This window comes from Sphingomonas xinjiangensis (assembly GCF_014199255.1).
GTDB lineage: Bacteria > Pseudomonadota > Alphaproteobacteria > Sphingomonadales > Sphingomonadaceae > Sphingomonas > Sphingomonas xinjiangensis.
The window spans coordinates 1-26,393 of sequence record NZ_JACIJF010000021.1; the positions used below are offsets into that span (position 1 = coordinate 1).

The 26,393-nt window shown below is 61.8% G+C and carries 28 protein-coding genes; 15 read left to right on the top strand and 13 right to left on the bottom strand.

What is annotated here, in order from left to right:
- Positions 1-165 precede the first annotated feature (165 nt).
- Positions 166-585 (top strand): lysozyme inhibitor LprI family protein, encoded by a 420-nt coding sequence (locus tag FHT02_RS18725; protein WP_184091306.1) that lies wholly within the window; start codon positions 166-168, stop codon positions 583-585.
- Positions 586-627: 42 nt separating this feature from the next.
- Here the strand turns inward: FHT02_RS18725 and FHT02_RS18730 are convergent, their stop codons facing one another.
- A complete protein-coding gene (locus tag FHT02_RS18730; RefSeq protein ID WP_184091307.1) occupies positions 628-1,029 on the bottom strand; it encodes a hypothetical protein in 402 nt (133 codons plus the stop codon).
- A 429-nt stretch (positions 1,030-1,458) separates the two neighbouring features.
- On the opposite strand from FHT02_RS18730, the gene FHT02_RS18735 reads away from it, so the two are divergent.
- The 4 genes from FHT02_RS18735 (at position 1,459) to FHT02_RS18750 (ending at position 7,476) form a co-directional block, all read left to right on the top strand.
- Positions 1,459-2,220, top strand: a complete 762-nt coding sequence (locus FHT02_RS18735) for an ImuA family protein (protein ID WP_184091308.1) — start codon at positions 1,459-1,461, stop codon at positions 2,218-2,220.
- 274 nt (positions 2,221-2,494) lie between these two features.
- Entirely contained in the window at positions 2,495-3,922 is a 1,428-nt protein-coding gene (locus tag FHT02_RS18740; RefSeq protein ID WP_246352549.1) for a Y-family DNA polymerase, read from the top strand.
- A complete protein-coding gene (locus FHT02_RS18745; protein WP_184091310.1) occupies positions 3,919-7,185 on the top strand; it encodes an error-prone DNA polymerase in 3,267 nt (1,088 codons plus the stop codon). Before FHT02_RS18740 ends, FHT02_RS18745 begins: the two co-directional genes overlap by 4 nt.
- 3 nt (positions 7,186-7,188) lie before the next feature.
- Positions 7,189-7,476 carry a hypothetical protein gene (locus FHT02_RS18750; RefSeq protein WP_184091312.1) on the top strand — a complete coding sequence of 96 codons (288 nt, stop codon included), beginning with the start codon at positions 7,189-7,191 and terminating at the stop codon, positions 7,474-7,476.
- A gap of 932 nt (positions 7,477-8,408) precedes the next feature.
- Here the strand turns inward: FHT02_RS18750 and FHT02_RS18755 are convergent.
- Complete coding sequence (locus FHT02_RS18755; RefSeq protein ID WP_184091314.1) at positions 8,409-8,693, bottom strand: hypothetical protein; 285 nt, start codon at positions 8,691-8,693, stop codon at positions 8,409-8,411.
- 656 nt (positions 8,694-9,349) lie between these two features.
- Here FHT02_RS18755 and FHT02_RS18760 point away from each other — a divergent pair.
- Together FHT02_RS18760 and FHT02_RS18765 are read left to right on the top strand one after the other, a co-directional pair.
- Positions 9,350-9,772: a hypothetical protein gene (locus tag FHT02_RS18760; protein ID WP_184091315.1), complete on the top strand. Its 423-nt coding sequence runs from the start codon at positions 9,350-9,352 to the stop codon at positions 9,770-9,772.
- Positions 9,773-10,638: 866 nt separating this feature from the next.
- Positions 10,639-10,851 (top strand): hypothetical protein, encoded by a 213-nt coding sequence (locus FHT02_RS18765; protein WP_184091317.1) that lies wholly within the window; start codon positions 10,639-10,641, stop codon positions 10,849-10,851.
- A 501-nt stretch (positions 10,852-11,352) separates the two neighbouring features.
- On the opposite strand, the gene FHT02_RS18770 is transcribed toward FHT02_RS18765, so the two are convergent.
- Positions 11,353-11,505 (bottom strand): hypothetical protein, encoded by a 153-nt coding sequence (locus FHT02_RS18770; protein ID WP_184091319.1) that lies wholly within the window; start codon positions 11,503-11,505, stop codon positions 11,353-11,355.
- A gap of 140 nt (positions 11,506-11,645) precedes the next feature.
- On the bottom strand, positions 11,646-11,822 hold the full coding sequence (locus tag FHT02_RS22115; RefSeq protein ID WP_343057003.1) for a transposase: 177 nt from the start codon (positions 11,820-11,822) through the stop codon (positions 11,646-11,648).
- Between the two features lie 549 nt (positions 11,823-12,371).
- On the opposite strand from FHT02_RS22115, the gene FHT02_RS18775 reads away from it, so the two are divergent.
- Positions 12,372-13,478: a serine hydrolase gene (locus FHT02_RS18775; protein ID WP_184091321.1), complete on the top strand. Its 1,107-nt coding sequence runs from the start codon at positions 12,372-12,374 to the stop codon at positions 13,476-13,478.
- A 235-nt stretch (positions 13,479-13,713) separates the two neighbouring features.
- Here FHT02_RS18775 and FHT02_RS18780 read toward each other — a convergent pair whose 3' ends face one another.
- The 4 genes from FHT02_RS18780 to FHT02_RS18795 all read right to left on the bottom strand — a co-directional run bounded on the left by FHT02_RS18780 (position 13,714) and on the right by FHT02_RS18795 (position 15,570).
- Entirely contained in the window at positions 13,714-14,070 is a 357-nt protein-coding gene (locus FHT02_RS18780; RefSeq protein ID WP_221239583.1) for a DUF2809 domain-containing protein, read from the bottom strand.
- A 105-nt stretch (positions 14,071-14,175) separates the two neighbouring features.
- On the bottom strand, positions 14,176-14,610 hold the full coding sequence (locus FHT02_RS18785; protein WP_184091325.1) for a helix-turn-helix domain-containing protein: 435 nt from the start codon (positions 14,608-14,610) through the stop codon (positions 14,176-14,178).
- Positions 14,611-14,969: 359 nt separating this feature from the next.
- Positions 14,970-15,227, bottom strand: a complete 258-nt coding sequence (locus FHT02_RS18790; protein WP_184091327.1) for a hypothetical protein — start codon at positions 15,225-15,227, stop codon at positions 14,970-14,972.
- A gap of 13 nt (positions 15,228-15,240) precedes the next feature.
- Complete coding sequence (locus FHT02_RS18795; RefSeq protein WP_184091329.1) at positions 15,241-15,570, bottom strand: hypothetical protein; 330 nt, start codon at positions 15,568-15,570, stop codon at positions 15,241-15,243.
- Positions 15,571-15,876: 306 nt separating this feature from the next.
- Between FHT02_RS18795 and FHT02_RS18800 the strand changes: the two genes are divergently transcribed.
- Both FHT02_RS18800 and FHT02_RS22120 read left to right on the top strand, forming a co-directional pair.
- Positions 15,877-16,887: an SDR family oxidoreductase gene (locus FHT02_RS18800; RefSeq protein ID WP_184091331.1), complete on the top strand. Its 1,011-nt coding sequence runs from the start codon at positions 15,877-15,879 to the stop codon at positions 16,885-16,887.
- A gap of 182 nt (positions 16,888-17,069) precedes the next feature.
- Positions 17,070-17,291, top strand: a complete 222-nt coding sequence (locus FHT02_RS22120; protein ID WP_343057004.1) for a helix-turn-helix domain-containing protein — start codon at positions 17,070-17,072, stop codon at positions 17,289-17,291.
- A gap of 98 nt (positions 17,292-17,389) precedes the next feature.
- Here FHT02_RS22120 and FHT02_RS18810 read toward each other — a convergent pair whose 3' ends face one another.
- From FHT02_RS18810 to FHT02_RS21690, 3 genes are all read right to left on the bottom strand, one after another.
- Positions 17,390-18,547 (bottom strand): Gfo/Idh/MocA family protein, encoded by a 1,158-nt coding sequence (locus FHT02_RS18810; RefSeq protein WP_184091333.1) that lies wholly within the window; start codon positions 18,545-18,547, stop codon positions 17,390-17,392.
- Between the two features lie 40 nt (positions 18,548-18,587).
- Positions 18,588-19,253, bottom strand: coding sequence for an HAD family hydrolase (locus tag FHT02_RS18815; RefSeq protein ID WP_184091335.1), 666 nt, complete (start codon positions 19,251-19,253; stop codon positions 18,588-18,590).
- A gap of 92 nt (positions 19,254-19,345) precedes the next feature.
- A complete protein-coding gene (locus FHT02_RS21690) occupies positions 19,346-19,558 on the bottom strand; it encodes a hotdog domain-containing protein (RefSeq protein WP_184091337.1) in 213 nt (70 codons plus the stop codon).
- A 231-nt stretch (positions 19,559-19,789) separates the two neighbouring features.
- Between FHT02_RS21690 and FHT02_RS18825 the strand changes: the two genes are divergently transcribed.
- The 4 genes from FHT02_RS18825 (at position 19,790) to FHT02_RS18840 (ending at position 23,888) form a co-directional block, all read left to right on the top strand.
- A complete protein-coding gene (locus FHT02_RS18825; RefSeq protein WP_184091339.1) occupies positions 19,790-20,716 on the top strand; it encodes an L-lactate dehydrogenase in 927 nt (308 codons plus the stop codon).
- Between the two features lie 136 nt (positions 20,717-20,852).
- Entirely contained in the window at positions 20,853-21,671 is an 819-nt protein-coding gene (locus FHT02_RS18830; protein ID WP_184091341.1) for an alpha/beta hydrolase family protein, read from the top strand.
- A gap of 76 nt (positions 21,672-21,747) precedes the next feature.
- Complete coding sequence (locus tag FHT02_RS18835; RefSeq protein ID WP_184091343.1) at positions 21,748-22,533, top strand: SDR family oxidoreductase; 786 nt, start codon at positions 21,748-21,750, stop codon at positions 22,531-22,533.
- Between the two features lie 182 nt (positions 22,534-22,715).
- A complete protein-coding gene (locus tag FHT02_RS18840) occupies positions 22,716-23,888 on the top strand; it encodes a ferritin-like domain-containing protein (RefSeq protein WP_184091345.1) in 1,173 nt (390 codons plus the stop codon).
- 263 nt (positions 23,889-24,151) lie between these two features.
- On the opposite strand, the gene FHT02_RS18845 is transcribed toward FHT02_RS18840, so the two are convergent.
- Positions 24,152-24,352, bottom strand: coding sequence for a hypothetical protein (locus FHT02_RS18845; protein WP_184091347.1), 201 nt, complete (start codon positions 24,350-24,352; stop codon positions 24,152-24,154).
- 508 nt (positions 24,353-24,860) lie between these two features.
- Here FHT02_RS18845 and FHT02_RS18850 point away from each other — a divergent pair.
- Positions 24,861-25,847 (top strand): manganese catalase family protein, encoded by a 987-nt coding sequence (locus FHT02_RS18850; protein ID WP_184091349.1) that lies wholly within the window; start codon positions 24,861-24,863, stop codon positions 25,845-25,847.
- Between the two features lie 95 nt (positions 25,848-25,942).
- Here the strand turns inward: FHT02_RS18850 and FHT02_RS18855 are convergent, their stop codons facing one another.
- Entirely contained in the window at positions 25,943-26,335 is a 393-nt protein-coding gene (locus FHT02_RS18855; RefSeq protein ID WP_184091351.1) for an acyl-CoA thioesterase, read from the bottom strand.
- Positions 26,336-26,393 lie beyond the last annotated feature (58 nt).

A 26,393-nucleotide genomic window follows, 5' to 3' on the forward strand; every position in this document is an offset into this window, starting at 1 on the left:
TCGCTTCCCAATCCACCACACCGGTGCCCTTGCGGCAGCGGAGAGTAGCCTTCGCCTGTTGACTCAGGCCGCGATAGAGAAGCCGCCCTTCCGCTTCCGCCCAAAGTCAGTCATTCCCGCGTTGTAATTCGCTGCCTATAAGCGGACATCGGTGGAGGAGGCGAAATGGTCAGGATCAGCTCGAAGATGCTGCTTGCAACGGCCATCGTCAGCCCGTTCATCGCCAGCGTTCCTGCAAGAGCGCAGCATATGAATGCCGCGGAGGCGCCGTGTCGATCTGCAGGCAGCGGCGCTGAGTTTGCGGGTTGCCTCAGCATAGCGGCTAAGGACGCCGATATCGCTCTCAACGAGGCAAGCCGACGGATTCTATCTGTCTTGAGCCCTCAAGCCCGACAAGAGTTTGAGGATGCGCAGCGCACGTGGCGCAACTATCGGGACCTAGCATGTGCTGCTGAGCGGAATCTCTATGATGGGGGCACCGGCGGCAACGCAGCCTATCCCGCCTGCTTGGAAGCAGTGACCCGCCATCGCATTGTGGACCTCAAAGCAGCTTACTGGTGGAAGGTCGAAAAGTTCGGCGGCTAACGCCCCAGAACTGGTCATAGCCGACACCAAGTGACGTTCCGATTACCGGACATCGGTAATGCGATCGCGATCGAAATCCACGATCATCTGCTTACCTTGGTCAGAACCGCTGACAGGCCCATAGAACCGGAGTTGAGCCACCTGGCCTGCGATGCAGTAGACGTCCACGCTAGAGGCAGCTCCGAAAGCCGTCACAGCGCGGTTAAGACGGATCGCATCCACCTGCGGCACGCGTTTACCCGCAATGCTGACCTCGACGGACTGATACGAGCGCTGCGTGAGCGTTCCCGCATGCGTCGTTTTTCGCACCACAATGTCTTGCCGCCCACATCTGCCTGTAGTCATCTGCTCGCTTCTCTGCGCCGGGTACGGGTGCGAGCCGGAACCAGCCGGCGGAGAAGGTGGGGACGCCATCTGGAGCAGCAACGCCGTCGCGACAATCATCGATGGATCTCCTAATCAGCCAAACGTTGCAGCGTCGCTGGTCGAAAGCAATGTCCGTTTAGCAGCGTTATTTCCCGTAAGCCGCCGTTCCGCTCCCCACCCAAACGTCGCCATAAAGCTAGCTTCGGGCGTGACCCGAAAGCGGACGCAGACGGTCGCGGGCTAAACGCTTACGCGGAGGCGAGAAGGCGCCGTTTACGAAAGCACGGTTCAGACCGGACGCTTACCAGCCAGCGGTTCTCGGGCCGTATTGGCATCCTGATTCTATGAGTCAGGAAAACCGCGAAGGAAAGCACATTCTTCCCTGTTTGTTGCGGCTCCGTACCGCCCCCGTTCTCGCCGCTTATCCACAAGTTAGGGGGGGGCGGGCTTGACCGAAGGCTCGCGCTAACGGAACATTAGGAGAACAGAAGGAGTCTTAGAACCACGATGTCCGCCGCCCTCGATTCCCGCGCGCCTAGCATAGCGCATCTGCGCTCGATCGCTGCGCCAGCAGCCGATTATCGCGTGCTGCCCTTTGGGGTAGGCGAGATCGATAGCCGGCTCGGGGCAGGGGGACTGCGGGCCGGAGGGCTTCATGAGGCCACGGCCCGCAGCGCCTCGCTGGTCGACGACGCGGCAACAACGCTGTTCCTGGCAGGTATCGCCGCGCGAGAGGCTGCAAACACCGGCGCTCCGGTGCTGTGGGCGAGCTGCCGCGCAGATCTATACGCGCCTGGCCTGGCCCAAGCCGGTCTACCCCCGGCCAACGTCATCCATGCTCAGCCGCGTGACGATGCTGCGCTGCTTGCCGTGATCGAAGACGCGGTACGTGACGGGACTCCTTCGGTGATCGTCGCAGAGGCGAGCAAGGTTCCGATGGTTGCCACACGCCGCCTGCAGCTGGTGGCGACAGAATCCGACATGCCGGTGCTGTTGCTTCGCCGTCGGCGTGGCCGCGACCAGGATCCGCTTGCCGAGCCATCTGCGGCATGGACGCGCTGGCGGATCGGCACTGCGCCTTCAGAGCGATTGCGTGTCGCGAGTGTCGGCAGGCCTCGGTGGGCTGTTGAGCTGACTCGTCAGCGTGGCGGCGCTCCCTTTTCTCTGATTGTGGAGAGCAGCGATGAGACGGGTCGTCTCGCTGTTCCTGCCGAATTTGGCCGTCGAGCGGCTGAGACGGTTGGAACGGCCCGCTACTCGGCTGCCTGAGCGGCCAGCTCTCCAGCTTCCCGTCGACGATGATCCTGGTGCCTGCTCCGTTCCTCGTGGCGGTGGCTGGCGACCTGGCGCGCGCTGGGCACGAGGGGGTACATCTTCGCGGCAAGACGTCGAGGCACAGATCGCCTCGCTGCCGACACATGCGCAGCCTCTCATGCGTGAGCTTGGCCGGCGCTCGGAGGCCGCTAGTCATCCTTTCAAAGGTGCGGCGAATGCCGTCCCCCCGAAGGCGATCGCAGCACCCCCGGCAGTCGAGTATGCCCCGTTGGCTCTGGTGGGCAACGTCGGTCGCCGTGAGGAGGTTGTTGCCGCCTGCAGCGCAGCCATCGCGCTCGGCATCCACCCCGGAATGGCCGCTACGCATGCTCGCGCACTGGTGTCCGATCTCGACTTCCGCCCTGCCGAGCCTGAGGCAGACGCGGCGCTGCTGGACCGCCTGGCGCTGCTTGCGGTCCGGCGCTGGTCGCCGATCGCGGCGGGGACGCCGCCGGATGGCATCTGGATCGACCTAACCGGGTGCGAGCATCTGCACGGCGGCGAGGAGCGGTTTTGCCGCCGATTGCTCGCATTCTGCCGCCGAGCTGGATTTACCGCTCGCGTTGCTGTGGCCGACACCGCCGGCGCCGCGCATGCGCTGGCGAGGTTCGGGCCTTCCGACATCATCCGGGTTGAACCCGGCGCAACGGCGCAGGCTATTGCTCCCCTGCCAATTGCTTCCCTGCGGCTAGCACCAACAGCGCTGGTGGCAGCGCGCAAGTTCGGGTTCGAGCGCGTCGCGGATCTCCTGCCTGTCGCCAGAGGGCCGCTTGCACGACGCTTGGGTCTGCCAGCGATCACTCGCCTCGATCAGGCGCTTGGCGCAGTAGCTGAGCCGATAACCCCCCGCGAGGATGCCGAAGTCCCTCACGTGGAGCGGCGCCTCCTTGAGCCGATTGGGACGGCAGAGGCCATCGAGCAGGTCATGGCCGACTTGCTCCGCGACCTGGCAGAGGTTCTGCAGGCGCGCGGGCTCGGAGCGCGATCACTGCGTCTGACCGGCTTGCGCATTGATGGCGGAGAGCAAACCGTGGCGGTTGGCACCTCACGTCCTACGCGTGAGGTCTCACACCTTCTGCGCCTGTTGAAGCTGCGCATCGAGCGCATCGATCCCGGCTTGGGGCTAGAGCAATTCTCCCTGGTCGCTCCTCACACCGAGCTCCTCGATGCAGCGGACTTGGGCGCGGTACTTGCCGGCGAAACCTTGGTGCGAGATCCGTCACGTTTGGTGGACGTGATCGCCGGAAGGATCGGGCCTAGCTCTGTCTTCCGGGTGGTTCCCCTGGAGAGCCACGTACCAGAGCGAGCGGCAACGCGCTCCGACCCCGTTGAGGCAACGGGGAGTTGGCCACGCTGGGAACGCCCCATACGGCTGTTTGCGCGAGCCGAGCCGCTTTTCGGGGTCATGGCACTAATGCCCGACCAACCCCCCAGACGCTTCGAGTGGCGCGGCAAGCCCCACAAGGTTGTGGCTGCTGATGGGCCTGAGCGCATCCATGGCGAATGGTGGCGCCGTGACGCGGAAACGTGGGCCGTTCGGGACTATTACCGCGTCGAGGATGAAGAGGGTGGCCGCTACTGGGTTTTCAGGCGTGGCGACGGCGTTGAAGGCCACACCGGGGATTTGACCTGGTGGATGCACGGCATCTTCGCATGAGCCGGTATGTCGAGCTTCAGGTGCTCACCCACTTCTCGCTGCTGCGCGGCGCGTCCGGCCCTGACGAACTGTTCGCTGCGGCGGCTCTCCAGGGATACCCGGCCATCGGGATCAGCGACATCGGCACCGTCGCCGGTGTTGTGCGAGCCTGGGAAGCGCAGAAGGCCACCGGCGTTCGCTCGATTGCCGGTACGCGGGTTGAGCTGTCCTGCGGCCGTCGCCTGCTGCTCTATCCTACCGATCGTCCAGCTTGGTCGCGCATCACAAGGCTTCTGACCGTCGGCAAGAAGCGGGCAGGAAAGGGCGGCTGCCTCCTCCATTGGAACGAGCTTCAGCCCTGGTCGGAAGGCGTGATTGCGATCCTGCTTCCCCATGAGGCCGACGAGGAGAACCTCGCGGCACTGTCGGACCTTAAGAAGATCTACGGGCGGCGTGGCTATATGGCGTTGTTTCAGCGCCGGCGCCCCAACGACACCGTGCGGATCGATGCGCTAGCGCGGCAGGCCGGCGGGGCAGGCGTCCGCGCTGTGGTTACAGGCGACGTGCTATACCACGCCCCTGAGGCTCGCCTGCTGCAGGATGTGGTGACGGCGGTTCGCGAGAAGTGCACGGTCGATGAACTAGGCTATCGGCGTGAGGTCAACGCCGACCGAGCATTGAAGCCGCCCGAAGAGATGGTGCGGCGGTTCGGCGCCTATCCCGATGCGCTGCAAGCCAGCGTGGACATCGCCCGCCTCTGCACCTTTGACCTTGGCGAGCTCGCCTATCAGTATCCGCACGAGCGGGTGATCGAGGGCCTCAGCGCCCAAGAGGCCTTGGAGCAGCTGGCTTCCGACGCGGTTACCCGCATGTTCGACGGCGGCGAGGTGCCGACGGCCTATTGCAATCAGATCGCCCATGAGCTCAAGCTGATCGCTGAGCTTGGGTATGCGCCGTACTTCCTGACGGTGAACGCAATTGTGCGCGAAGCGCGCCGGCGCGGCATCCTGTGCCAGGGGCGGGGATCGGCCGCCAACTCTTGCGTCTGCTTCGTGCTGGGGATCACCTCGATCGACCCGATCAAGCACGAGCTGCTGTTCGAGCGCTTCGTGTCAGGCGAGCGGCGAGAGCCACCAGACATCGACGTCGATTTCGAACACGAGCGCCGCGAAGAGATCATCCAGTGGATCTACGAGACCTATGGACGTAATCGCTCCGCGCTGACGGCAGTGGTTACCCGCTACCGAGCACGTGGCGCGGTTCGGGATGTCGGCAAGGCTCTTGGCCTGCCGGAGGACCTGACGTCCTCGCTGGCGGGGCTGGTGTGGGGTTGGTCCGCCGAAGGCGTGGGCGAGAAGCAGGTCGAGGAGCTCAACCTCGACATCGCCGATCGTCGTCTTCGCCTGACGCTGGACCTTGCCCGCAAGCTGATCGGCGTGCCCCGCCACATGAGCCAGCACCCGGGGGGCTTTGTCCTCACCCATGATCGCCTTGATGATCTGGTGCCGATCGAGCCTGCAGCGATGGAAGATCGCCAGATCATCGAGTGGGACAAGGATGACATCGATGCGCTGAAGTTCATGAAGGTCGACGTCTTGGGGCTGGGCATGCTCGGCTGCATGAACCGCGCCTTCAACATGCTCGAGCAGGACAAGGGCATCCGCATCGGGCTTGCCGACCTGCAGGACGATGATCCCGCGGTCTACGCCATGATCCAGAAGGCTGACACGCTCGGCACCTTCCAGATCGAAAGCCGCGCGCAGATGTCGATGCTGCCGCGCATGAAGCCGCGGCGCTTCTACGATCTAGTAATCCAGGTTGCCATCGTGCGTCCCGGCCCAATTCAGGGCGACATGGTTCACCCTTATCTGCGCCGGCGCGAGGGGCTGGAAAAGCCCGAGTATCCGCGCCCTGAGCTTAGAGCGGTATTGGAGAAGACGCTGGGCGTGCCGCTCTTCCAGGAGCAGGCGATGAAAGTGGCGATCGTGGGCGCGGGCTTTACGCCGGCAGAGGCCGATCAGCTGCGCCGAGCCATGGCGACGTTCAAGTTCACCGGCGGGGTGTCGCATTTCTCAGAAAAGCTCATCGAAGGCATGGTGGCGCGTCAGTACCCGCGAGAGTTCGCTGAGCGGACCTTCCGCCAGCTCGAAGGTTTCGGCTCCTATGGGTTTCCCGAGAGCCACGCCGCCTCTTTCGCCAAGATCTCCTACGCCTCGTCGTGGATGAAGCATCACCACCCTGACGTGTTCTGTGCCGCGCTGATGAACGCGCAGCCAATGGGCTTCTACGCGCCGGCACAGATCGTGCGTGATGCTCGCGAGCATGGCGTTGATGTTCGGCCTCCTTGTGTGAACGCAAGCCGGTGGGATTGCACGCTTGAGCCAACCGGCGCGCGCTACCTCGCCGTGCGGCTTGGTCTGCGGCAGATCCGCGGTCTCTCCAACGCCGATGGCGCCAAGATCGTCGGCGCACGCAGCACCACGCCGTTCAAATCCGTCGAGGATGTCTGGCGTCGATCAGGGGTGCAGCGCGCCGCGATTGAGAAGCTGGCTGATGGAGACGCCTTCCACGCCTTTGGCGCCGATCGCCGGCAGGGGCTCTGGAAGGTGAGGGGCTTGGGCGAGGCGCCCCTGCCTCTCTTCGCTGCCGCCGACCGCTCGGCCGAGACCTTCAGCGCGGAGGGGATCGAGCCGGGTGTCGCGCTGCGGCCCCTGACAGACGGCCGTGAAGTTATCGAGGACTATCGCTCGCTCCAGCTCTCGCTTCGAGCGCACCCTCTGACGTTCGTGCGAGATGAGCTGACGCGCAGCGGTGTGACCAAGTGCGCCGACCTCGCCAACATTCGGGACGGCCGACGTGTGGAAGTCGCTGGCATCATTCTTGTCCGCCAGAAGCCCGGCTCCGCCAAGGGCGTGCTGTTCATCACCATCGAGGATGAGACAGGGATCGCCAACGGCATCCTGTGGCCCGACCGTTTCGAAGCGCAGCGCCGCACCGTCATGTCCGCCTCAATGATCGGAATGAAGGGGATCGTCCAGAAAGAAGGCGAGGTGATCCACGTCATCTGCGAGAAGATCATCGACCATGGCGCTCTGCTCCACCGCATCGGCGGCATGTCGTTCCCGCATCGAACCGGCAGAGGCGACGCAGGTCAGCATCCAGGATCGCCCGACCAGCGCGACAAGACCTGGAGCCCTGAACCTCGCAACTGCTACTGGCCGCCTCATGCAGACGGCATGGATCCCGAAGAAGTCGTGCGGTTCAAGTCGCATGACTTCCATTGATTCATGGCGAAGCTCCATCGCCATCAGCGCGTCGTGATCGCGCTCTCCGTCCACATCCTTCGCTCAGGCGTTACGCGCTCGGGAGACAGCCGCGTCGACGGCGTTGAGGTCCGGCTCGCCTTGCGCTGCCTGTTGCCGCATTGTCCGGAACGCTGGCCGCTCGAGCTTTACTGGGACGCTGCCCAGCAGGAGAACGAGATCGGTCGGGCTCAAGGCGTCACTGCCGCGTTCAACGGCATTGTCCGGCAGCTGCGGCGCGCTGGATGCTATGAGGAAGTAACGCCGTCATGATCTGGTCGACGGAAGCGATGAGACCAGGTGGCGGTGGCTGATAGCACATACTCCACTCTGACGGAGTGGGCTGAGGATCGCGCGGACATGCTCATCGTCTGCAAATGCGGTCGGACGATCAACGTTCCGTTGGACAAGATCCTCGCACGTTTCCAGTATGCTGAGAACGTCACGCTAGCTGCAGCACCCCTACGCTGCAGCTCGTGCAGGAGGCGCGGTCACGCGACGGTTAAACCGGTGTCTGTGCTTCGCCCTTGGATATAGCACCGAACTGCTCCTCCCGAGATAAATCGCACCGCTACCGCACAATTCTCGAAGTTAACCCGTGATATGAGCTTAGCTAAAACTTAGCTGCTTTCCCGATCCTGCTCTACTCCGGCGATGGACCGCAACCAATCAGGATTTGTAAGGCAGTAGATTTGGCAGGTACGTCTCGGGTGACGACACTTCCCGCTCCGATCGTTCCCGATGATTATTCCCTTGCAGGATAATCGCACCGCCTCCAATACGAACGTTGGGGGTCCGCTGATCGGGCGCGCGAACTCGAGCATGTCAGCGTGCGAAACAGGATCACGCTGATTGTCTGGAGTGGCAATTCGAACGCCGTTGCCAGTCTGCGTTCCCGCGCCAATTCGCATCTCGACCACGTCAAGAATGATGCAGCCGAAGTCGAAAAACGCTGCATCTCAGACAAGTCGTCTTCTCAGTCGCGATCCGCGCTGTCGCTGTCGATTAAGCGAGTTCGACTGGGTAATCGGCTCTCGGACCACCTCAAGGTGACCTCAGCTCCTCGGGCCGGGGGGCCGGCCTTATTCAGGCGTCGGCATTCCCAATGTTCGTGCTGCTGGGACTTTCGCGCGAGCGTTTTGATCCGTCGCGACGCCATGCCTGAAAGCACGTGAATCCTGGTGCACGTTGAATTCCTAATTCGACTAGCATGAGGCACAGCGCCAGGACCCCCGCTGCAAACCTCCATCCGCCCGCCGAAGACACCGCTTGGTTGCGAAGGACTCTGCGGCCGCTAAACGCCACCCCTGTCCGAATCGTAAATAGCCTTCGACGATCAACACCGAGCCGATGACGAACAGCAGCACCGAAAACAGCTTCATGAACCGAAGTGTGCTCACGTCGCTGAAGGCGAAGGTAGCCACGAGGACTGGGGTGAGCACCCCGTATGTCGTGTAGCCAAAGTCGAGCACGCTGCGGATGCGCGACACGCCCGCGTGGCGTATGCTTGGAACCCTGATGATCGGCCGGTAGGAGGGATTACAATTGCGAAGCCGAGTGTCAGCCCGCCAACCGAGCAGCGGCGACAAGCAACAGGGACACATCGGCCAACGGCGGCGGAATCGTGCGTTCATGCTTGGCCGCTCTGGCAATAGTACACCTGGATCGTAAGGTTCCGCGCTTGATACCTTCGGTAGCGATTGCCTCTGTCAGCCTTCGTGGCCGAGACAGCCTCGCCAATCAGCTTCCACCAAATCCCGTTCGGGGGCGGGCAGAAGCACACCGCGACCCTTGGTCTCCAGCGTTTCAGCAAGCCCCTTTACTATCATGAAACTCGCTCATCTTACTGAATCTCCAGATTGCAATGCAAAGTTTCATAGCAACCGGGAGCGCGATGGACGAGGCGACGACCACGACAGATAGTTCATAGGGTCAAGATTTAATCGGCCGGGGAGCGCGCCGCCTGCAAGGCTAGTTGGGCCGGTCATTGTACGCGACGTCGTTGAGGAAGCGCAACAAAGGTGACGATGAACGTCTTAGCGGGAGCAGCAGCAAAAAGGTGCCTAACGAAGTGTTAACCTGGAACTGGTGTGGTGATCTGGAATTGATGCTGCGAATGTACGCAGCGTTTGGAGAGGAACATATCATGTCGGCCATCGGAGGAATCATTGCCGATCCAGACATGCTGGAGTGGGACGAAAGTTCCTACTACGGTTCGTTTCGGATCTTCAACGATACTGAAGAAGGCTACGAGCTTCGATGCGTGGTCTGGTGCAATGATAGCTCCGGGCAGATCATCGGGCATAACTTTGACTACACTCGCGCGAGCACGTGCAGCTGGTGGACGGCTGACGAAGCTGCTTCGCCCGAGGAATGTCTCCGCTCAGTCGCGCCTCGCTCGCGAGAGCAGGCCGCTCGGGCGGTCGAGCGTTTCAGGACAGCAACGTATGAGGGCCTTAAAGACGGCACGATTGCACTTCCTGAACGTCGTGGCCGGCCTGCTCCATTGCATGCCCCGGAGGTTCTGATGCGGAAAAGCCTGCAGCTGCTAACGCTCGCAGCACAATGACAAGCGCCTAGCGCTTGGGCTCATCGAGTTGCATCATCACCTTCATCAGCGCTACACAGCGGTCGAAACTCACTCGATCTGCGTCCACCGAGAGCCGTTTAAGGTGCGCCAACGCTAATCGGGCCATTCCGGCCCATTGGCCGTGCGGTAATTAACGGCATCTGTAAACAGCTCCGCCTCAGGACTGCTTCGAATGCGCTTCTTCGCCATAGAATCCTTTTTCAGGTGCAGGAGCTCAATTAGGCTATCTGCATTGAGCATTGTTGTAAGACTGCTATCCACCTCACTTAAGCGCTTCTATTGCTGAAGCTCGGGGTAAGTAGCTCAAACCGCGTGTCGCCGAGGACCCTGCAGCAAAGGCGTTGCTGCCTTCTAATTCGTAGAGCCGTCATTTCCTGCGCGATCTCTGCGCGCTCACGAGGAGCCGCGGCGTGACGGCAGCGATGATGAACCGCTTATGCGCCTCAATCAGGTCATGTGCTCGCCAGTGGTCTCGCAGGACGAGATCAGGCCTAAATTCATTTGCGCGTTTTAGTCGCCGCGCGGCGCGCCGCGAGGCTCTTGAACAGGATATCAGCTGCTTTGGCACCGCTGCCCTCGATGAGTAGGCTGCTTGGTCGTCCATTTTTTTTCTTTAGCTGATCGCCCGTACAAGCCTTCAACGCTTACTTACGTCTATTCCCCACAAAAGTCAGTAGCTCGCCTGGATCATCTGCCGCTGGAGGACCGTGACCTGGCCAAAGCTCCTGCCAAAGGATGTCAGCCAAGAATCCTCTCGTTGGCAGGTGCCAGGCCGAGGATACACCTCGAAACGGCAACCATTTCGCTCCAACGGGGTTGGCCCGGTTCAAGCAAGGGAGCGAAACATGGCGAAGACACTGGCACAGTTCACCATCACGCCATCTGGAGATGCCGAGTACAGGCTGCATCTCGAAGACGACGAAGGCGAAACTCTGGAATTCACGGCGCAGTATGACCAGCTTGATCTCATCGTCGACGCCATTAATGAGCAGCTCAACAACGATGAGGGGGATGCGCTTGCCGTCGACGCTGACGAAGCGGACGAGAATGAAGTCTGACAATCGCAGCCTTTCGAGGCTTTGAACGCCGCGCGGAGCCAGCAACCGAGCGTGTTTCGCGACGGTCGCTGCGCTCTGCAATCTTCGAAAGACTAGCTGGGTAGATCGCTTGGGGTGTTCAGGAATTCCGGTCTTCATCTTCCCAGCCCTGGCCAGCTGCTCTACCGCCGCCGCCGCCGCTGAGGACCGGCTGTAGTTGATTCGTCAGCTGGGCAAACCGGATGCAATCTGTGCGGAGCATCAAAAGCTCGCGACAGCTTACCTCGAGACAAGAATGTTGGACCGGTTTAAGGCTGTGAGAGGTGAGGCTGACCGGTCGTGCCTCAAGGCACAAGCGCAGCATCCCAGGTCCACAGCCGAAAAGAAATCGGCAGCGGCCTACCAATAGCGCTCCCGAGCTGAGGGCCGGACCTCCGGAAGAGAGCGAACGCCTTGCAACACACTGCAGGGCGGAGCGGTCGACGTACTGAGTCATCAACGCTCGATTGGTTCGAATATCGATCAGATCTGCAAGGCCGTGCGGGCGAAGGTCAGCAGATGGTTGGGCTGCCTACCAAGCTGATTGACTGGCGTCACGAACTCGAAGCTCGCAGGCCGGAACGCAACATTGCTAGAGCGTACAAAATCGGTGCCTCCGCAGATCTGTTCGAACACTGAGTGGCGGAGCTTGCATCGCGCCGTGTTGCCGCCAAAGGTTTTGCCCGAACGTGCTTGTGATAGCGGTGGGGCAGCACCCAAGCTTATGGATCGAACGGTCGCCCGTCGAGCAAGTTCGCCACGGCACTTGGCACTTGCTACGTGGCAGTCAAGGGGCGGCCGACGCGAAACACATGCAGCATACCGTTCAAGAACCGCCGGTTGTCGTGCGATGGCCGAGCCTTGCGGCCGCGCTCCGACGGCAGCAGCACCCCGATGATCGACCATTCCTCGTCCGACAGATTACCTCGATCCAAGCCCGCTTCCAAAAGCAAGTCTTGAATCAGAGATCAGCCTGATTGGGAGTCCACTATGTCAACAGGGCCTAAGCTCAACTCAGACCTGCGCCACGGGGATGTGTCACGTCCCTTCATAGGGGTCGCCATAGGGACACAAGCATATGCTGCTTGTGGTGAGAACCAAACCCACGACCTCGGCCTTATCAAGAATTAAGCCAACGCCCGCTGTCCGAGGGTTCGGCTTCAGCTGCTACGACCAGTAACGGGGCGCGTAGCTGCCAGTTATGAGCTTCATGAACAAGCGTCCGCTTACCTCGCTTCAGCACCCGTGAGCGGACGGGCCGTTTTCCACGCGACCCCGACGTCTGACCTGCAGAGCCCTAACCTGAATGGACGGTAGCTAACGAGAAGCAGGGAGGGGCAGCTACTTGCGCCTAGCTGCCGACGCGGACCGGGATGCGGTCGTAAAGTGCTTGCACGTCGGATATCGCAGGGTCGTTTAATCAAAGACAGCGCTCGATTCGTCGCAGCATGCTCGGCAAGTTTTGCTTCACGCAGTCGACGGCGACGTTAGGTAGCGTCGCAATGACGATCAGCACGTTCACGCCACCATCGCAGCAACTCCTGTCGGTTGCTCTCAAGGGTTCCCTAGGTTTCGTTCCCTTCGTACTCGCGTCTGCGATCCCTGCCGAGGTCACGCCTTCGCACTTCCTGGCTTTGTCGAGGGCGCCGGTGGAAAGGGGAACTGGAACATCGCTCCTACGTTCGGAGCCCCCCGCGAGGCTGCTTAACGCCATTCAGGCACTGGGCGGGAGCTTCAATGGGCAGATAGCCATATCAGTTCGCGACGTCGACGAAGGCTGGGTAATCGCCTGGAATGGTGACAAGGCGCACCCGCAGCAAAGCGTCAGCAAACTTTGGGTCGCTATAGCGGTGATGAGAGACGTGGACTCGGGACGCCTTTCGCTAAGCGATGGAGTGACCCTCCGCCGGACCGACCTGACGGTGTTTCATCAGCCGATCCGCGCGCTGATAGGCAAGAATGGCTACAAGACGACGATCAACGAGCTGCTTCGCTGCGCGATGACGCAGAGCGACAACACCTGCAATGACTTCCTGCTCCGCAAGGTGGGCGGTCCAAGTGCTATACGGCGCATGCTCGCCAGCAAGGGCATCAATGGCGTTAGGTTCGGACCTGGAGAGCGCGAGCTCCAGGCACGTACCGCTGGTTTGAAGTGGCGGCCTGAATGGGCAGGCGGAGGCGGGTTTCTCAGGGCTAGAGCGGCGATGACCTACCAGGCACGCAATAAGGCTATGCGACGGTACCTTGCGAACCCGGACGACGGAGCCTCAGCGAACGGGGTGACCCTGGGGATCTCGCTGCTCGCGCGAGGAAAGCTACTGTCTGCTTCCTCTACGCGCTCTTTGCTGACGCTGATGAGGGCCAGCAAGACTGGCGCGCTTCGCCTGAAGTCGGGACTGCGGACAGGCTGGACGATCGCGCACAAGACTGGAACAGGGCAGGAACTCGGCAACCTAGCCACCGGCTACAACGACGTTGCTCTACTCGTAGCACCCGACGGCCACCGCTATGCAGTGGCGGCAATGATCGCCAGCACGCGTGAGCCGATCCCGGCGCGTATGCGAGTGATGGGCGACATCACAAGGGCAGTTGTGCGTTTCACCGGGTAACCTGCGCTTGCGTGGTCAGCCAGCGCAGCATGCACGCATGGGGAGACTTCTGGCGAGGTCTTAGCGGAGCGGGGCGGTAGACCAACGCGCCAGCGTGATTGCGCCGGCTCGCGCTGCGCAATGGGTCGTCGAAGTGCCTGCAGGTCAGGTAAGCAATCGGCAGGAACCTAGAAGCGCGAAAGCCGCTCTAGAAGCGCGACCACAGGGCGCTCAGCTGCCTCGCCTAAAACTCAGTTCAGAGCCTTCTACGCCGCCTGAGAAGGTGCTCCAGAATCAGAACGCCTCCAGCACCGGTGGAATAGGCTAGGAAGTCCCGGGGATCGAAGCCGGTGCCCAGCACTGCCCTGGCCACAGGATTTCGTCCAAGACCGATTACCTCAACGAAACGGTACAACTGTAAGACCTCAATGACGAAGGCCGTGGCGAGAGCGTAGAGCACTGCAGGGATCAAAGCCAAACGCGTCGCGCCGCGGATGACTAGGTACACCAGCACGACGGCCAAGCTGTCACCAGCGTATGGGCGTATAATCGAGTCATCGAGAATGAGGGCGATCGCAGCCTCAATGATCAGGAGCAGCGCGGCACCGAGCACATATCCGGGCCGTTGCCGAGAAACCGGTAGCTGCAGCTCCTCAGCGCGTTCGGAGATTGGCGGAGGCGCATAAGGCTGCGGATGCGGGTTAGGCATAGTCGAGACCTACCAGCACCACATGCAGTTTAGATGCAGGACCTGCCTTCCTTCGCGCGATGGCGCAAATGCGCAACCTGAACATGGGGTAATTGCGGGAGCGAGTCCCAGGTTGCGGAGCTGCCGCAGTCGAGCCTTGATGGCTCCTTCGGTGACGCCGGCAAGCTCGGCAAGCGTGTAGTTGCTCGGCCATGCGAGAGGTCGCGCGTCGCCTTTGTAGTCGCCCGGACGAGTGAAGCTGATGAGGTGCTTCAACGTTTCAAGCGCGCAGGCACTGAGGCCAACGGCGGTCTTGGCTCCGTCGAGCACACGGTAGAGATCATTCCGATCAATGTCGCCCGCCTCCGGCAGGCGCAACGCAAGTTCGCGCTCGATATGTCGCGCCAGCGCCGAGATTGGGCGGGCCCCGGTTCGCCCCGTGAAGGCGTTCTGGGTATAGGTCATCCTTCGACACTCCATTTTCGGAGGCCGTCACCAGGCATAAGGAAGGCGTGGCGCGAGGCGCGCGATCTTGAACGGGGCTGGGGATGGTGCTACCTAAGACTACGTTCGACGTAGGCCTCACGCTTGCCGGCGTGTGGTAGCGGTTCTCCGCAGGGTGCCCGGCCTCGTGCCGGGCATTCTTTTATGTGGTCACCGCACGCTCCCTGTTCGGCATCGATTCTCATCGAACCCGCCGTGGAACCAGAAACATGGAAGGGGGAGGTTCGGGCAAGGCGGCTGACTCGTGCTTTACCGAACGAAAGGCCCCTTAATTTTCGTGCTTTACCGCACGAAACCAGAGAAGGGCGCGGCGCAGCGGGTCAAGCCAGCCAAAGGCCCAGTTGTTCAGACCCCTTCTGCAGATCAAGCCAGTTGTCTGCATCTTCAAGCCGTGGCGACATAGTCACGATTAACCACTGACGGTCGTCGGGGTCAGGCCAGCGACGGATATTGCCGAGCGCCTCGATATTCTCGATGGGGCGCAAGGCAGTTGTCGTTAATCCGGCACTCAGACCACGCCGCTGGGAGACCGCAAGAGCCCGCTGTTCGCGCGTGGCGCCATACAATTCGACGATCATGTCCCAGCTGGGATCATATAATCGAACTCCCGAGAACCTCGCCGCGCGTCGTCGTCGACCCGCCAACACCTCCTTCGCGGTGACGAGCGACGATCCTCGTCCCCCTGATCCGGGACGCAAGCGCGCCGACGACGCCGGGCTGCCAACCGACGCTCGCCCGAACGAACAGCGTCTGGCTGTTCGCTTCGATCTCCATGACCTTGGCGAGGTCGGTGCCGAGCGCATCGCCGAACAACCGACAAGCCTCCATCAGCACGGCATCAAGGTCGTCGCTCTGCTGGCCAAAGTCACCGAAATCGGCGAGAAGCCGCTGTCGCCGCACCATTTGCTTAAGATCAGCCATGTTGTCCGCCCCACAGTTAAGCTCACCGATAGCCGCTGTAGCCGCCCGGGACACGAGGCGTTAGACAATTGGCGGTTAGCAATGTCCCCGCGCTCGAGTCCGGACGGTTTCAGTCGGATCGAAATACGGACGGCAACTGAACGGTATTAGGAAAGACGTGTAAACACGGAACGTCCTGATTGCTCAGGCGCTTCCTGTCAGAGCGTGTGACGGACGACTGCTTTGTCACAACACAGGCGACCATGCGTCAAGACATGGTAGCAGCCGTACGAGCTGCCGAATTCCCCATCTGACAGGAACCACAGCATGCGCAAAGACGACACATCGGCATCACGTCGGCAAGTAATGGGCGCTATGGCTCTCGGCGTGGCTGGAAGTGCCGCGACCGCACAAGCGGCATCGGGTTCGGGTCAAGCGGCAGGAGCCGTTACATCTGCTACGAAGCGCAATCCGGTAAACAAATATCCCAAGCCGCCCTTTCCGCGTCAGCCGCAGTCAGCCCCTGGTCTTGCCAGCGAGATGACGCCGCGCCCGGACCATGGCGAGAAGAGCTATCGCGGCTCGGGACGACTTGCTGGTCGGAAGGCGCTGATCACCGGCGGCGACAGCGGCATTGGACGTGCCGCAGCCATTGCTTACGCTCGTGAAGGTGCAGATGTCGCGATCGGCTATCTCCCTGTAGAAGAATCGGACGCGCGCGAGGTAATTGCCCTGATCCGTGCAGAAGGTCGCAAGGCGGTTGCGGTTCCTGGCGACATTCGGACCGAGGCCTTTTGCCAGGAAATGGTGAGAAAGGCTGTTCGTGAACTCGGGGGCCTGGACATCCTCGTCAATAATGCGGGCCAACAGAAATCGGTCGACGCGCTTGCAGACGTCACTTCGGAGCAGTTCGACTCCACGTTCAAGACCAACGTCTACGCACCATTCTGGATCACCAAGGCGGCACTGCCGCACCTGAGCGAAGGGTCGGCAATCATCATCACGGCGTCAGTGCAGGCGTACGATCCCGGTGCTTCGCTGTTCGACTACGCGCAGACGAAGGCAGCGAATGTCGCTTTCGCGAAATCCTTGGCAAAGCAGCTTGGCCCTAAAGGGATACGGGTGAATGCGGTTGCCCCAGGACCGTTCTGGACGCCGCTTCAGCCGAGCGGCGGCCAGCCCCAGGATAAACTGACCCAGTTCGGCGGAGATACGCCTTTAGGTCGACCGGGCCAGCCCGCGGAGATCGCGCCCCTGTACGTCACACTTGCGTCTGCGGAGACGAGTTACTCGAGTGGGCAGGTCTTCGGTGCGTCAGGTGGCACCGGAACGGATTGAACGCCCCCAAACGGGGCGGTGATTTGCAATTGTAAGACAGCGGACACCTCGCCCCGCGCCGGAATTGGCGTTGCAAATGTTCTGATTTCCGAGCGTGCGTATGTCGCCGTTTGCGCGACACCAGGGTGAACGGATGACAGCTATCGGGCAAGGTGCTTTGCGGCATTGTCGGCTGAAGCTGGGTGCAAGGGCCGAAACAACGTTCCCGAAGGGAAGGCCGATCGAGACAGCAGGGGGGTAAGGCACGCGGCGTCCAGTTCGGCCGTCCGTCCAAGCTTACAGCCGACCAGATCGCACTGGACGAGCGATTGGTCGGCGAAGGGACATCAGTTCGGGAGGCGGCAAAGCTGCTGAAGTGCCATCACGCGACTCTCTATCGGGCACTTGCTGCGCGAGCGACCTAGAGGGCAAAGGCTGGTGCAGACGTCTACGCGGGCGCGGCTTGTTCAGCGCCGCGCTCGCTTCCTGCTCGGTCTGATGCTCAATCGGGGAATGAGGGCCCCTAGTTCTTGGGAACCTTCTCCTTGCCCTTTCCGGGGTTGGAGGTGTTCACCAGTTCGGGCGAGCGCTGCGCAGAAAGCCGCTCCTCCTGCGCGTCGGTATCGATCCGCCTAGTACGCGTGAACGGCTGCAGCACCTGCCGTTCGCCGGTCTCGAGCGCGCGAACGATAGCCTCTAGCACCCGAACGTCAGCATAGCCTTCTTCAGCGTCGGGCTCAGGATCGCGGTCGTTGAGAATGCAATCGGAGAAGTATTTCATCTCACCGCCAAAATGGTCGGTGTTCTTGAAGCTCTCGTGACTCTGCTTGTCGCCGAGCGTAATGAACTGCTCCAGCGGCTTGCCATACATGAAGCCAGGATTGACCTCGACGCTGCCTTCCGTGCCGATTACCGTGTAGGTGTCGAGCGTGTTCCCATAGTAGGACAGCACGAACTGAGCGAGGCGATTGCCGGGAAAGCGCAACGTGACCGCCACCGTATCGTCGAAGTCACCAAGACCTGCTTCAGGATGGCGGGTGCCCACAGCCGAAACGACTTCGGTTGGCTCGTCGTTGAGAATGTAACGAGCGGCATTCAGCGGATACGGCCCCATGTCGAAAATTGGACCGGCCAGCACGCCGTTCTTTGCGCGGTGGTTCTCAGGATCGACCATCTGGGCAAACGTGGAGTTGAACGCGATCAGCTCGCCGAGCTTGCCCGAGCGGACGAGTTCGATCGTGGCCAGCGTCGCCGGCTCGAAATGGAGACGGTACGCCACCATCAACCTGGCACTGGACGCCTTCTCCGCCTCCATGATCGCGCGGCACTTCTCGCTCGAAATTTCCAGCGGCTTTTCGACGAGCACATGGATACCGGCCTCCAGCGCGGGGATGGCGAACTCGGCATGCCGCCAGTTCGGCGTGGCGAGATAGATCGCGTCAATCTTGCCCGAGCTGAGAAGCTCACCGAACTGCTCATAGCCGTAGCAGTCGGTGATGCCATATTGCTCGCCGACGCCGAGTGCCTTCTCGGGATCGCCGGTGACAAGCGCGGCGATCTCGGAATTACCGGTGTGCCTGACGCCAGGCAGCATCGCTTCCTGCGTGATGTCGCCCAACGCGACGAATGCGTAGCGGACCTTGCGATCGGACCCGAGCCCGAGGGTGGAAGCGATGCTCATGATGACCTCACGTCTGGAATGATGCGCTGGAAAGCGCGGATCAGCCGGCGAGTGGTGACTTGTCGTAATCCTGCAGCAGCGCCGCGACGTCGTCGTACAGCGCAATGGCGCCCGCCTGCTGCAACGCCTCGTCCGGGAACTTGCCGGAACGCAGCCCGATGGTGGCAATGCCGCACTTCTTCGCTGCCTCGATATCGTAAGGCGTGTCGCCCACCACGATCACTTCGTGCGCGGAGAGCGGCGCAATCTTCTTGAGCGCGGTCGCGAAGATGTCGGGTGCCGGCTTGGTGTTCTCGACGTCGTCGGCGCTGGTCGTCTCCAAAACGATGTCGCGGGCATCGAGCAGATCGAGATAGTGGTCGAGCTCCGCCTTCGATGCCGAAGAGGCGAGCACCACCTGCTGCCCGGCTTGCTGCACCCGCTGAAGAAGTTCGCGCGCCATCGGAAACGGCTTCACCTGACCCAAGAACTTCGACTTGAACGCTTCGCCATGCGCCTCGCCGAGCTTCTCCAAGGCTTCCTCGTCCGTGCCCGGCAGCAGGGTGGGCACGAGCATGTCCGTGCCTTTGCCGATCTGGTCGTGGATGACCTGCCGGTCGAACTGGGCGCCGACCCCTGCGAACGCCTCCTTCCAGGCCGTGACGTGGTAATCGTTGCTGTCGACGAGCGTGCCGTCGATGTCGAACAGGACAGCCTTGATAGCCATGAAAGATGCCTTTCGGGGAAGGATAACGTATCGCTGGACGCGGCCCATGCAGGTGGGCACCGTTGCCGCAGCCAACGAGCGCGCGACGATCGCTAGAGTTCCGCGGCTCGACCCTGATCGACCGCGTCGATCCGCACGGTGACGACGCGCAGACCTGAGTGGCTGACGGCGAATGTGGCACCGGCGAGGTCCATCTGCGACAGCGTCCAGCCACCGAAGATGTCGCCGCTTGCGTTGGCGTCGCGCGGCATCGCGACCGTGCGCAGATGGGCACCCCCGGGCGTCTGCGGAAACGTGTCGGCCATCATAGCTCTCCCGAAAGGGTTTAAGGCGGTTCAACGATCATTGGTCAGGAAAGTCGCCCTCGCACTGGGAAGCGATCTTCACCCACTGATCCACATCAAGCTTCTGAGATCTGTTGACTTCTGCGGAACGGCGGCGACAGCCGCCCGTTAGACTGGACCAGTGCAACAGCCCGACAGAATGTCTGGCGTCTGTGCGGGACCGCGCATCGCTCACCCCGAGGAAAACTCATCATGCCATCATCTTCCCGAGTGGCGATCATCGGTGCCGGCAATGTCGGCGCCACTGCCGCTTACGCACTCATGCTGCGTGGCCTGTTCGCCGAAATCGTGATCATCGACAGGGATGCCGATCGGGCTGCTGCGGAGGCGACCGACATCGCCGACGCCAATGCCGTCGCGCGGCCGGCCCGGATCTGGGCGGGCGACTATTCTGACGTCAAGGATGCCGACGTCCTCGTCCTCACCGCCGGTGCTGCCACCCATGGCGACGAGACCCGCACATCCATCGCTGCCAAGAGCGCCGCGATCGTACGGGGCTGCGTGCAGGAAGCGATGGGTGCGGGCTTCGACGGCGTTCTCGTCGTCTCATCCAACCCGGTCGACGCCATGGTGCAGGTGGCGCAGGCGACCTCGGGGCTTCCGCCGGAGCGCGTGATCGGCACCGGCACCCTCCTCGACAGCAATCGCTTCAGAAAGCGTGTCGCGGATCAGCTTTCCGTTGCGCCAGGAGCAGTTGAAGCACTGGTGCTGGGTGAGCATGGCGACAGCGAGGTCGTGGCGTATTCCACCGTGCGGATCGGGGGCGTCGCTCTCGACGCGTTTCTGGGTGAGCAGGCGTTCAACCGGCTTGAAATCGCCCACGACGTGATGCGCGCCGGCTACACGATCAATCACGGCAAGGGCTATACGTCGTTCGGCGTTGCAAGTGCCATTGTGCGCATCTGTGAGGCGATCCATCGCGATGAGCGTGTGGTGCTGCCGGTCGCGACACGCCTCAGCGGTCAGTTCGGGATCGACGACCTTTATCTGAGCTTGCCATGCCTCATCGGCGCAGCCGGGGTTCTACGTGTGCTGATCCCCGACCTTTCGGCTGACGAGCGTGCCGCTCTCCTGGCGTCGGCAGACGCTTTGCGGGAGACGCTGGCGGATCTTGAATGACACCGTCGTGCCGTACCTAACGTACGGCCTAACCGCCTCGGAGTGGTAGACGATGTACCCTTGCGATCCTGCGCGTAAAGGCGCCTCACACTTCAGCGAGGGAGCGGTCTCGAGCGAACGCTCGGTGGAGTACGCCTTGACGCGCGATCCACCCATAGACGCCTCGTTTCCCGCCGAGACGCTTGCCCAGGCGATCCCCAGCGGTGGGGTCAATCTCAACGCCCTTCTTTACACCGCAGCGGGCGCAGGACGTCATCCGACTGTCCTGCTGTTGCATGGTCTTCCGGGCAATGAGCAGAATGTTGATCTGGCCCAGTCGATGCGGCGGGCCGGCTGGAACGTGCTGACGTGTCACTATCGTGGTTCTTGGGGCAGCCCGGGCGCATTCTCGTTCGCTCACTGCATCGAGGACGCCGAAGCAACATTCGACTGGCTGCGCCGCGAAGGGGCAATAGCCGGGTCGCGGATCGATCCGGAAGCGTTGGTTGTGATCGGCCACAGCATGGGTGGCTTCATCGCAGGCCATGTCGCCGCCCGTTACCGAAGCATAAGAGCAGCGGCACTCATTTCCGCAGCCGACCTCGGGAGCGCTTTCGGAGACCTGCCGAACAATCGCGCGGTTGCCGTAATGGATGATAATGTCGGCACCAGCATGGGACTCCACATCCTGTCGGGCACATCCCCTCAGGCGCTCGCTGCGGAAGTAGCGTCGAACGCGGACCGGTGGCGACTACCCAACTTCGCGGGTGACCTTGCAGGCCGCCCCTTGCTGCTATGCACCTCGGACGATGGATTCACGTCGGGCAGCGATGCGTTGGTCAGCGCTATCGGCGCGGCCGGGAAGGTGTCTCAGGCACATTTCACGACAGACCATAGCTACTCGGATCACAGGATTTCCCTGCAGCGCGAAGTGCTGCGGTGGCTGCGGGAGATCCAAAATTATCTCTGCGTTTGAATGCTGAGTACCCCCGTTCAGGACTCGAACCGTCATTGGATCGTTTCCTTCGTTCAACTCGAAAGGTCTTCCCGAAATGCAGTTTTCAGGAAAGGTCGCGCTCGTGACCGGTGGCGGCTCCGGCATTGGCAAGGCAACCGCGCAACGCCTCGCGGCCGAGGGGTGCGCCGTGGGCGTGCTTACCCATGACCGGGATGAGGCGGAGACTGCAGTGAACGAAATAGCCGCGGCAGGTGGCCAGGCACTGGCCCTGGTGGCAGACGTATCGAGCGAAGATCAGATGAAAGGCGCCGTAGCCGATCTGGTGCGCGAATACGACCGGCTCGACTATCTGTTCGTCAATGCCGGCATCAATGGCGTCTGGGCGCCCATCGATGAGATCGAGCCGGATGAATGGGATCGCACCATCAACACCAATCTACGCGGCACGTACCTCACGCTTCACTACGGTGTCCCACACCTCAAGCGTGCAGGCGGCGGCGCTGTGGTGATCACCGCTTCGGTGAACGGAACCCGGATCTTCTCCAATCCCGGGGCGACGGCATATAGCGCCACCAAGGCAGCGCAGGTTGCTATGACCCAGATGCTGGCGCTCGAACTGGCCAAGTTCAAGATTCGCGTGAACGTGGTCTGCCCGGGTAAGATCGAGACCGGCATCGAAGAAAGCACCACGCACCGCGACGAAGCGGTCGCCGGAGAGCCGGTGGAGTATCCGGAAGGCAAGGTGCCTTTGACCAGAGGTGAAGCGGGCACGGCGGACGTAGTGGCCGACCTGGTGCTGTTCCTGCTCTCGGATCGCGCCAAGCACATCACCGGGACCCCGGTCTGGATCGATGGCGCAGAATCGCTGCTTGTCGGGTAGCCGCCGAGCATGGCGTACCACGGCACCCAGCGACTGAATGGTAGGAGCGCGGCTACGGCGTTTAGGAAGGCCACGCTGGAGGCTCGCCAGCGCTGTATGGCGCAGTTAGGTGACACGCCATGAACTCTACCGCCAACGAACCTGAGATCGTCGTCGGATCGCGCGAACAACTCCTGCACCTGTTGGCCGAAGCCGCCGAGGTCGAGCACACGCTGATGTGCAGCTACCTTTATGCCGCGTTCAGCCTCAGGCGCCGCGGGGAGCCTGGTGTCTCGGAGGAGCACGGCGAAGCGCTTGAGCGGTGGCGAGCGGCCATCATCGACGTCGCTGTCGAGGAGATGGGGCACCTCGTCATCGTGGCCAACCTGACGGTTGCGGTTGGCGGCCGCCCCCATTTCGGGCGACCTGCCTTCCCTGTCTCCCCCGGCTATTTTCCCTCAGGCGTCTCCGTGCGATTGACTGGGTTCAGCCCCGAGACGCTCGACCACTTCATCTTTCTGGAACGGCCGCAAGGGGTGGAGGACGAGGACGGGGCTTCGTTCGCGCAAGAAGATTATGTGCGCGAACAAGCCACGCCGGGTCTCATGCCCAGCGCGCAGGACTATGCCACCATCGGCCACTTGTACGATGCGATCCGGGTAAACCTCGAGGCGCTCGAGCAAGAGATCGGGCAAGACGCTCTGTTCCTCGGTGACCCCGGAAGCCAGGTCGGGCCTGAGGTGATCGATCTCGAGGGCGTGCAGCCTATCACCAGCCTGGCCGATGCGAACCTCGCCATCGACGTCGTTGTCGAGCAGGGCGAGGGCTCGTCGGTCGATCGCGACGATTCCCACTACCACAGCTTCGTGTCGATCCGTGACGAATACAGCCGGCTGACCCAGGCTGATCCGGCCTTCGTGGCCGCTTGGCCCGTTGCGGACAGCCCGGTCCTGCGCCAGCCCGCCGAGCCGGAAGGCCGGGTGTTCATAAGCCACCCGGACGCGGCACGGCTGCTCGACTTCGCCTGCGCTACCTATGGTCTGCTGCTACGGTGCCTCGTTCAAAGCTTCGGACGTGAAGGGCGGGAACGGGAGGCTGAGCAGAAGGCGCTCATGTCCGCAGCAATCGACCTGATGCACGCATTGGGGGACGCATCGACCCGGCTGGCCCGATTGCCGGCAGCGGCGGCTAGTGCCGACGTTCATGCGGGGATGAGCTTTACAATGCTGCGCGGCGTGGAACCGCTGCTGGGCGGTGCCATTGAACGAGCGCTTCTTAATGAACGGTCGTCGGCGTTAGTCGGAGCCAATGCCCTGATCGGCGATCATGCAAAAGCCGCGATCGCGCGCGCCGCCGCGACGCTATCCTGCTTCTAGGGGCGGAATGTCGGGCTGTAGCAGCTACAGGGTCAAGCCGGCTTCTCAGCCTCGTCGCAGAAATGCTGACTTTCGAACGTCGCGTATGGCGCGCCTTTTGCGACAGCGGAGCGGCAGTCGCGGCTGGATGGAAGTCGCAGGCGACGCGCCGTCCGCATGCAGTTGACGGCGCAATCCGACGCTCCGGAGCGGCGGGTAGGCCCGAGAGCATCTAAAGATACGTGGATTCCATCAGGGACGCGGAACGGCAGAGCGATCTTTGATCAGCTCTCGGCTGCCTCGTTCGCCCTAAAGCGGTCGGCGATCGCCGCGTTGAGCTGCTTCTTGATAGAGGAGCCGGCCAGATGCTGCTCAATTCCGTGATACCCTTCGGTCTTAAGGGTGCGGCGGATCTCTTCGAGGTTTCGGCAGCTGCTCTGTCGAGCGAGCTCTAGTGCGCGCTCAAGGGTGCTTTTGTCGTTCATCGCGTTTTGATAACTCCTGCCAGGAGAACTCGCTAGGCTGTAGATCGGCTTCCCCGATCGAGACCTGATATCACGCGTACGGGGTGTTTACGTGAGACGAGATTTAGCACGACAGCAGGAGCTTATGACGCTTGCCCAGCAATGCCGAGCCATGAGCGCTACCGTGGGCCCAGGTCCCGCTAGAGAACAGTTGTTGAACATGGCTGAAGACTATGAGGCCGTGTTGGCATACCGGCTTGGAATGCACGCGAGCGGCTGACACTCAGGTTTCGGCCACCGACGCTGGTGATCAGTGGGCGCCCTTTCAGGTCGGCGTTCCGGTAGATCGTACGGTGTTGGCTGGCTACGGGATCTAGATTGGGCGGGTCCTTGCCTTCACGCCTGTACCTGTCAAGCAACGCTGCTCGATCGCGCCTCTGCGGTACGTAGCCAACTCATTGAGACTCTTGGGAACAGCACGCGCACTGAGCGGTTCACCGCGCAGCCTAACCAGAGGAGCGGCACCCCCATGTTCATGCACAACAAGCGCCTTCAGTACACTGTCCGGGTTTCTGAACCGAACCCGCGTCTCGCGACGCTGATGATGGAACAGTTCGGCGGCGCCGATGGCGAGCTGGCCGCTGCGATGCGCTACTTCACGCAAGGCCTCGCCGAGGAAGACCCCGGCCGCAAGGACCTCCTGCTTGACATCGCCACCGAGGAGTTGAGCCATCTAGAGGTGATCGGCTCGATCATCACCATGCTCAATAAGGGTGTGAAGGCGCAGCTCTCCGAAGGGCAGATGAACGAAGCCGAGCTTTACCAAATGGTCGGCGCGACCGGCACGAGCGCCAAGGAGTCGATCCTGTTTGGTGGTGGCCCGGCACTGTGTGACTCGGCTGGTGTTCCCTGGACCGCAGCCTATGTCGACTCTCGTGGCGAGCCAACGGTGGATCTCCGCTCTAACATCGCCGCTGAAGCGCGTGCGAAGATCGTGTACGAGCGGCTGATCAACATCACCGACGATGCCGGCATCAAGGACGCGCTCGGCTTCCTGATGACCCGCGAGGTCGCGCACCAGAAGTCGTTCGAGAAGGCGCTGTACTCGATCGAGAACAACTTCCCGTCCGGCAAGCTGCCCGGCGTGGAGAAGTACGCCAGCGTCTATGTGAACGCGTCGCAGGGTGAGGGCGACATGACCGGGCCATGGAACTCGGGCGATCAGTGGGAGCGGATCGACGATCTGACCCAGACCATGCCCATCGATGGCGGCGACGGCACCGCGATGGTGACGCTTTCGAGCAAGGACGCAAAGGTCGCCAAGCAGATGGCGGCCCGCCTGGTGTCAGATCCGACCCTTGATCCGACGACAGGCGCCGATCTGGGTGCAGGCCCAGGCGCCGGTCGAACCAAGACCGGCGACATGGGCGGTGCTGCCGATATCGAGGAAGCACCGGTTGAGGCCGACGCCACGGCCAAAAAGACGGTCGCAAAGAAGGCGTCCAAGACGAAGTGAGACATGGGCCGGTGGCTTCAAGTGAAGCTGCCGGCCTCCTGTTAAGATGCGTTTTTCACGCAAATGCTCCGTAATCTTCGAGCACACGGCCGGGCTTAGGACGCTCCAGTCTCCACAAAGAGGCGGACAACGTCAGGGTCCAACGCCTTGGGAAGCTTCGTTATGCTGTCCAGGCAGACCCAAGTGCTCTCTATATCTACGAGACGCGTTTCCCCGTTGCTCACTGTCGTGACAAACAGGGCGCGCACTCCCTTAAGCTTCTTGATCTGAGTGCGCGCTACGAGAGCATCGCTGGCGTGGCCTGCTGCTTGGTGCGAAATGACGTGCTTGACTGCAATCCAAAGCGTCGAGGCCTGCGCCGCCTCGGACGCGAACCGCTCCCAATGCTTGATCACGACAGCTTGCACCCATTTCAGATATGCAGCGGTTTCGATGTAGCCGATCGCGTTCAGGTCTTGCGCAACAAGCTCGATCGGCATCTCGGTCATTTTCGCCACGCTGTGCATCGCGGTCGGACAATGCATGAGTAAGCATTCAGATCATTTC

Bases quoted from the DNA above. Each gene is read 5' to 3' on its own strand.
- FHT02_RS18850 (WP_184091349.1), top strand. From the start codon at position 24,861: ATGTTCATGCACAACAAGCGCCTTCAGTACACTGTCCGGGTTTCTGAA.
- FHT02_RS18815 (WP_184091335.1), bottom strand. From the start codon at position 19,253: ATGGCTATCAAGGCTGTCCTGTTCGACATCGACGGCACGCTCGTCGAC.
- FHT02_RS18790 (WP_184091327.1), bottom strand. From the start codon at position 15,227: ATGATCGTCGAATTGTATGGCGCCACGCGCGAACAGCGGGCTCTTGCG.
- FHT02_RS18845 (WP_184091347.1), bottom strand. From the start codon at position 24,352: ATGAACGACAAAAGCACCCTTGAGCGCGCACTAGAGCTCGCTCGACAG.
- FHT02_RS18760 (WP_184091315.1), top strand. From the start codon at position 9,350: ATGTCGGCCATCGGAGGAATCATTGCCGATCCAGACATGCTGGAGTGG.
- FHT02_RS18855 (WP_184091351.1), bottom strand. From the start codon at position 26,335: ATGACCGAGATGCCGATCGAGCTTGTTGCGCAAGACCTGAACGCGATC.
- FHT02_RS18785 (WP_184091325.1), bottom strand. From the start codon at position 14,610: ATGACCTATACCCAGAACGCCTTCACGGGGCGAACCGGGGCCCGCCCA.
- FHT02_RS18745 (WP_184091310.1), top strand. From the start codon at position 3,919: ATGAGCCGGTATGTCGAGCTTCAGGTGCTCACCCACTTCTCGCTGCTG.
- FHT02_RS18825 (WP_184091339.1), top strand. From the start codon at position 19,790: ATGCCATCATCTTCCCGAGTGGCGATCATCGGTGCCGGCAATGTCGGC.
- FHT02_RS18775 (WP_184091321.1), top strand. From the start codon at position 12,372: ATGACGATCAGCACGTTCACGCCACCATCGCAGCAACTCCTGTCGGTT.
- FHT02_RS21690 (WP_184091337.1), bottom strand. From the start codon at position 19,558: ATGGCCGACACGTTTCCGCAGACGCCCGGGGGTGCCCATCTGCGCACG.
- FHT02_RS18800 (WP_184091331.1), top strand. From the start codon at position 15,877: ATGCGCAAAGACGACACATCGGCATCACGTCGGCAAGTAATGGGCGCT.
- FHT02_RS18730 (WP_184091307.1), bottom strand. From the start codon at position 1,029: ATGATTGTCGCGACGGCGTTGCTGCTCCAGATGGCGTCCCCACCTTCT.
- FHT02_RS18735 (WP_184091308.1), top strand. From the start codon at position 1,459: ATGTCCGCCGCCCTCGATTCCCGCGCGCCTAGCATAGCGCATCTGCGC.
- FHT02_RS18750 (WP_184091312.1), top strand. From the start codon at position 7,189: ATGGCGAAGCTCCATCGCCATCAGCGCGTCGTGATCGCGCTCTCCGTC.
- FHT02_RS18795 (WP_184091329.1), bottom strand. From the start codon at position 15,570: ATGGCTGATCTTAAGCAAATGGTGCGGCGACAGCGGCTTCTCGCCGAT.
- FHT02_RS18810 (WP_184091333.1), bottom strand. From the start codon at position 18,547: ATGAGCATCGCTTCCACCCTCGGGCTCGGGTCCGATCGCAAGGTCCGC.
- FHT02_RS18725 (WP_184091306.1), top strand. From the start codon at position 166: ATGGTCAGGATCAGCTCGAAGATGCTGCTTGCAACGGCCATCGTCAGC.
- FHT02_RS18835 (WP_184091343.1), top strand. From the start codon at position 21,748: ATGCAGTTTTCAGGAAAGGTCGCGCTCGTGACCGGTGGCGGCTCCGGC.
- FHT02_RS18765 (WP_184091317.1), top strand. From the start codon at position 10,639: ATGGCGAAGACACTGGCACAGTTCACCATCACGCCATCTGGAGATGCC.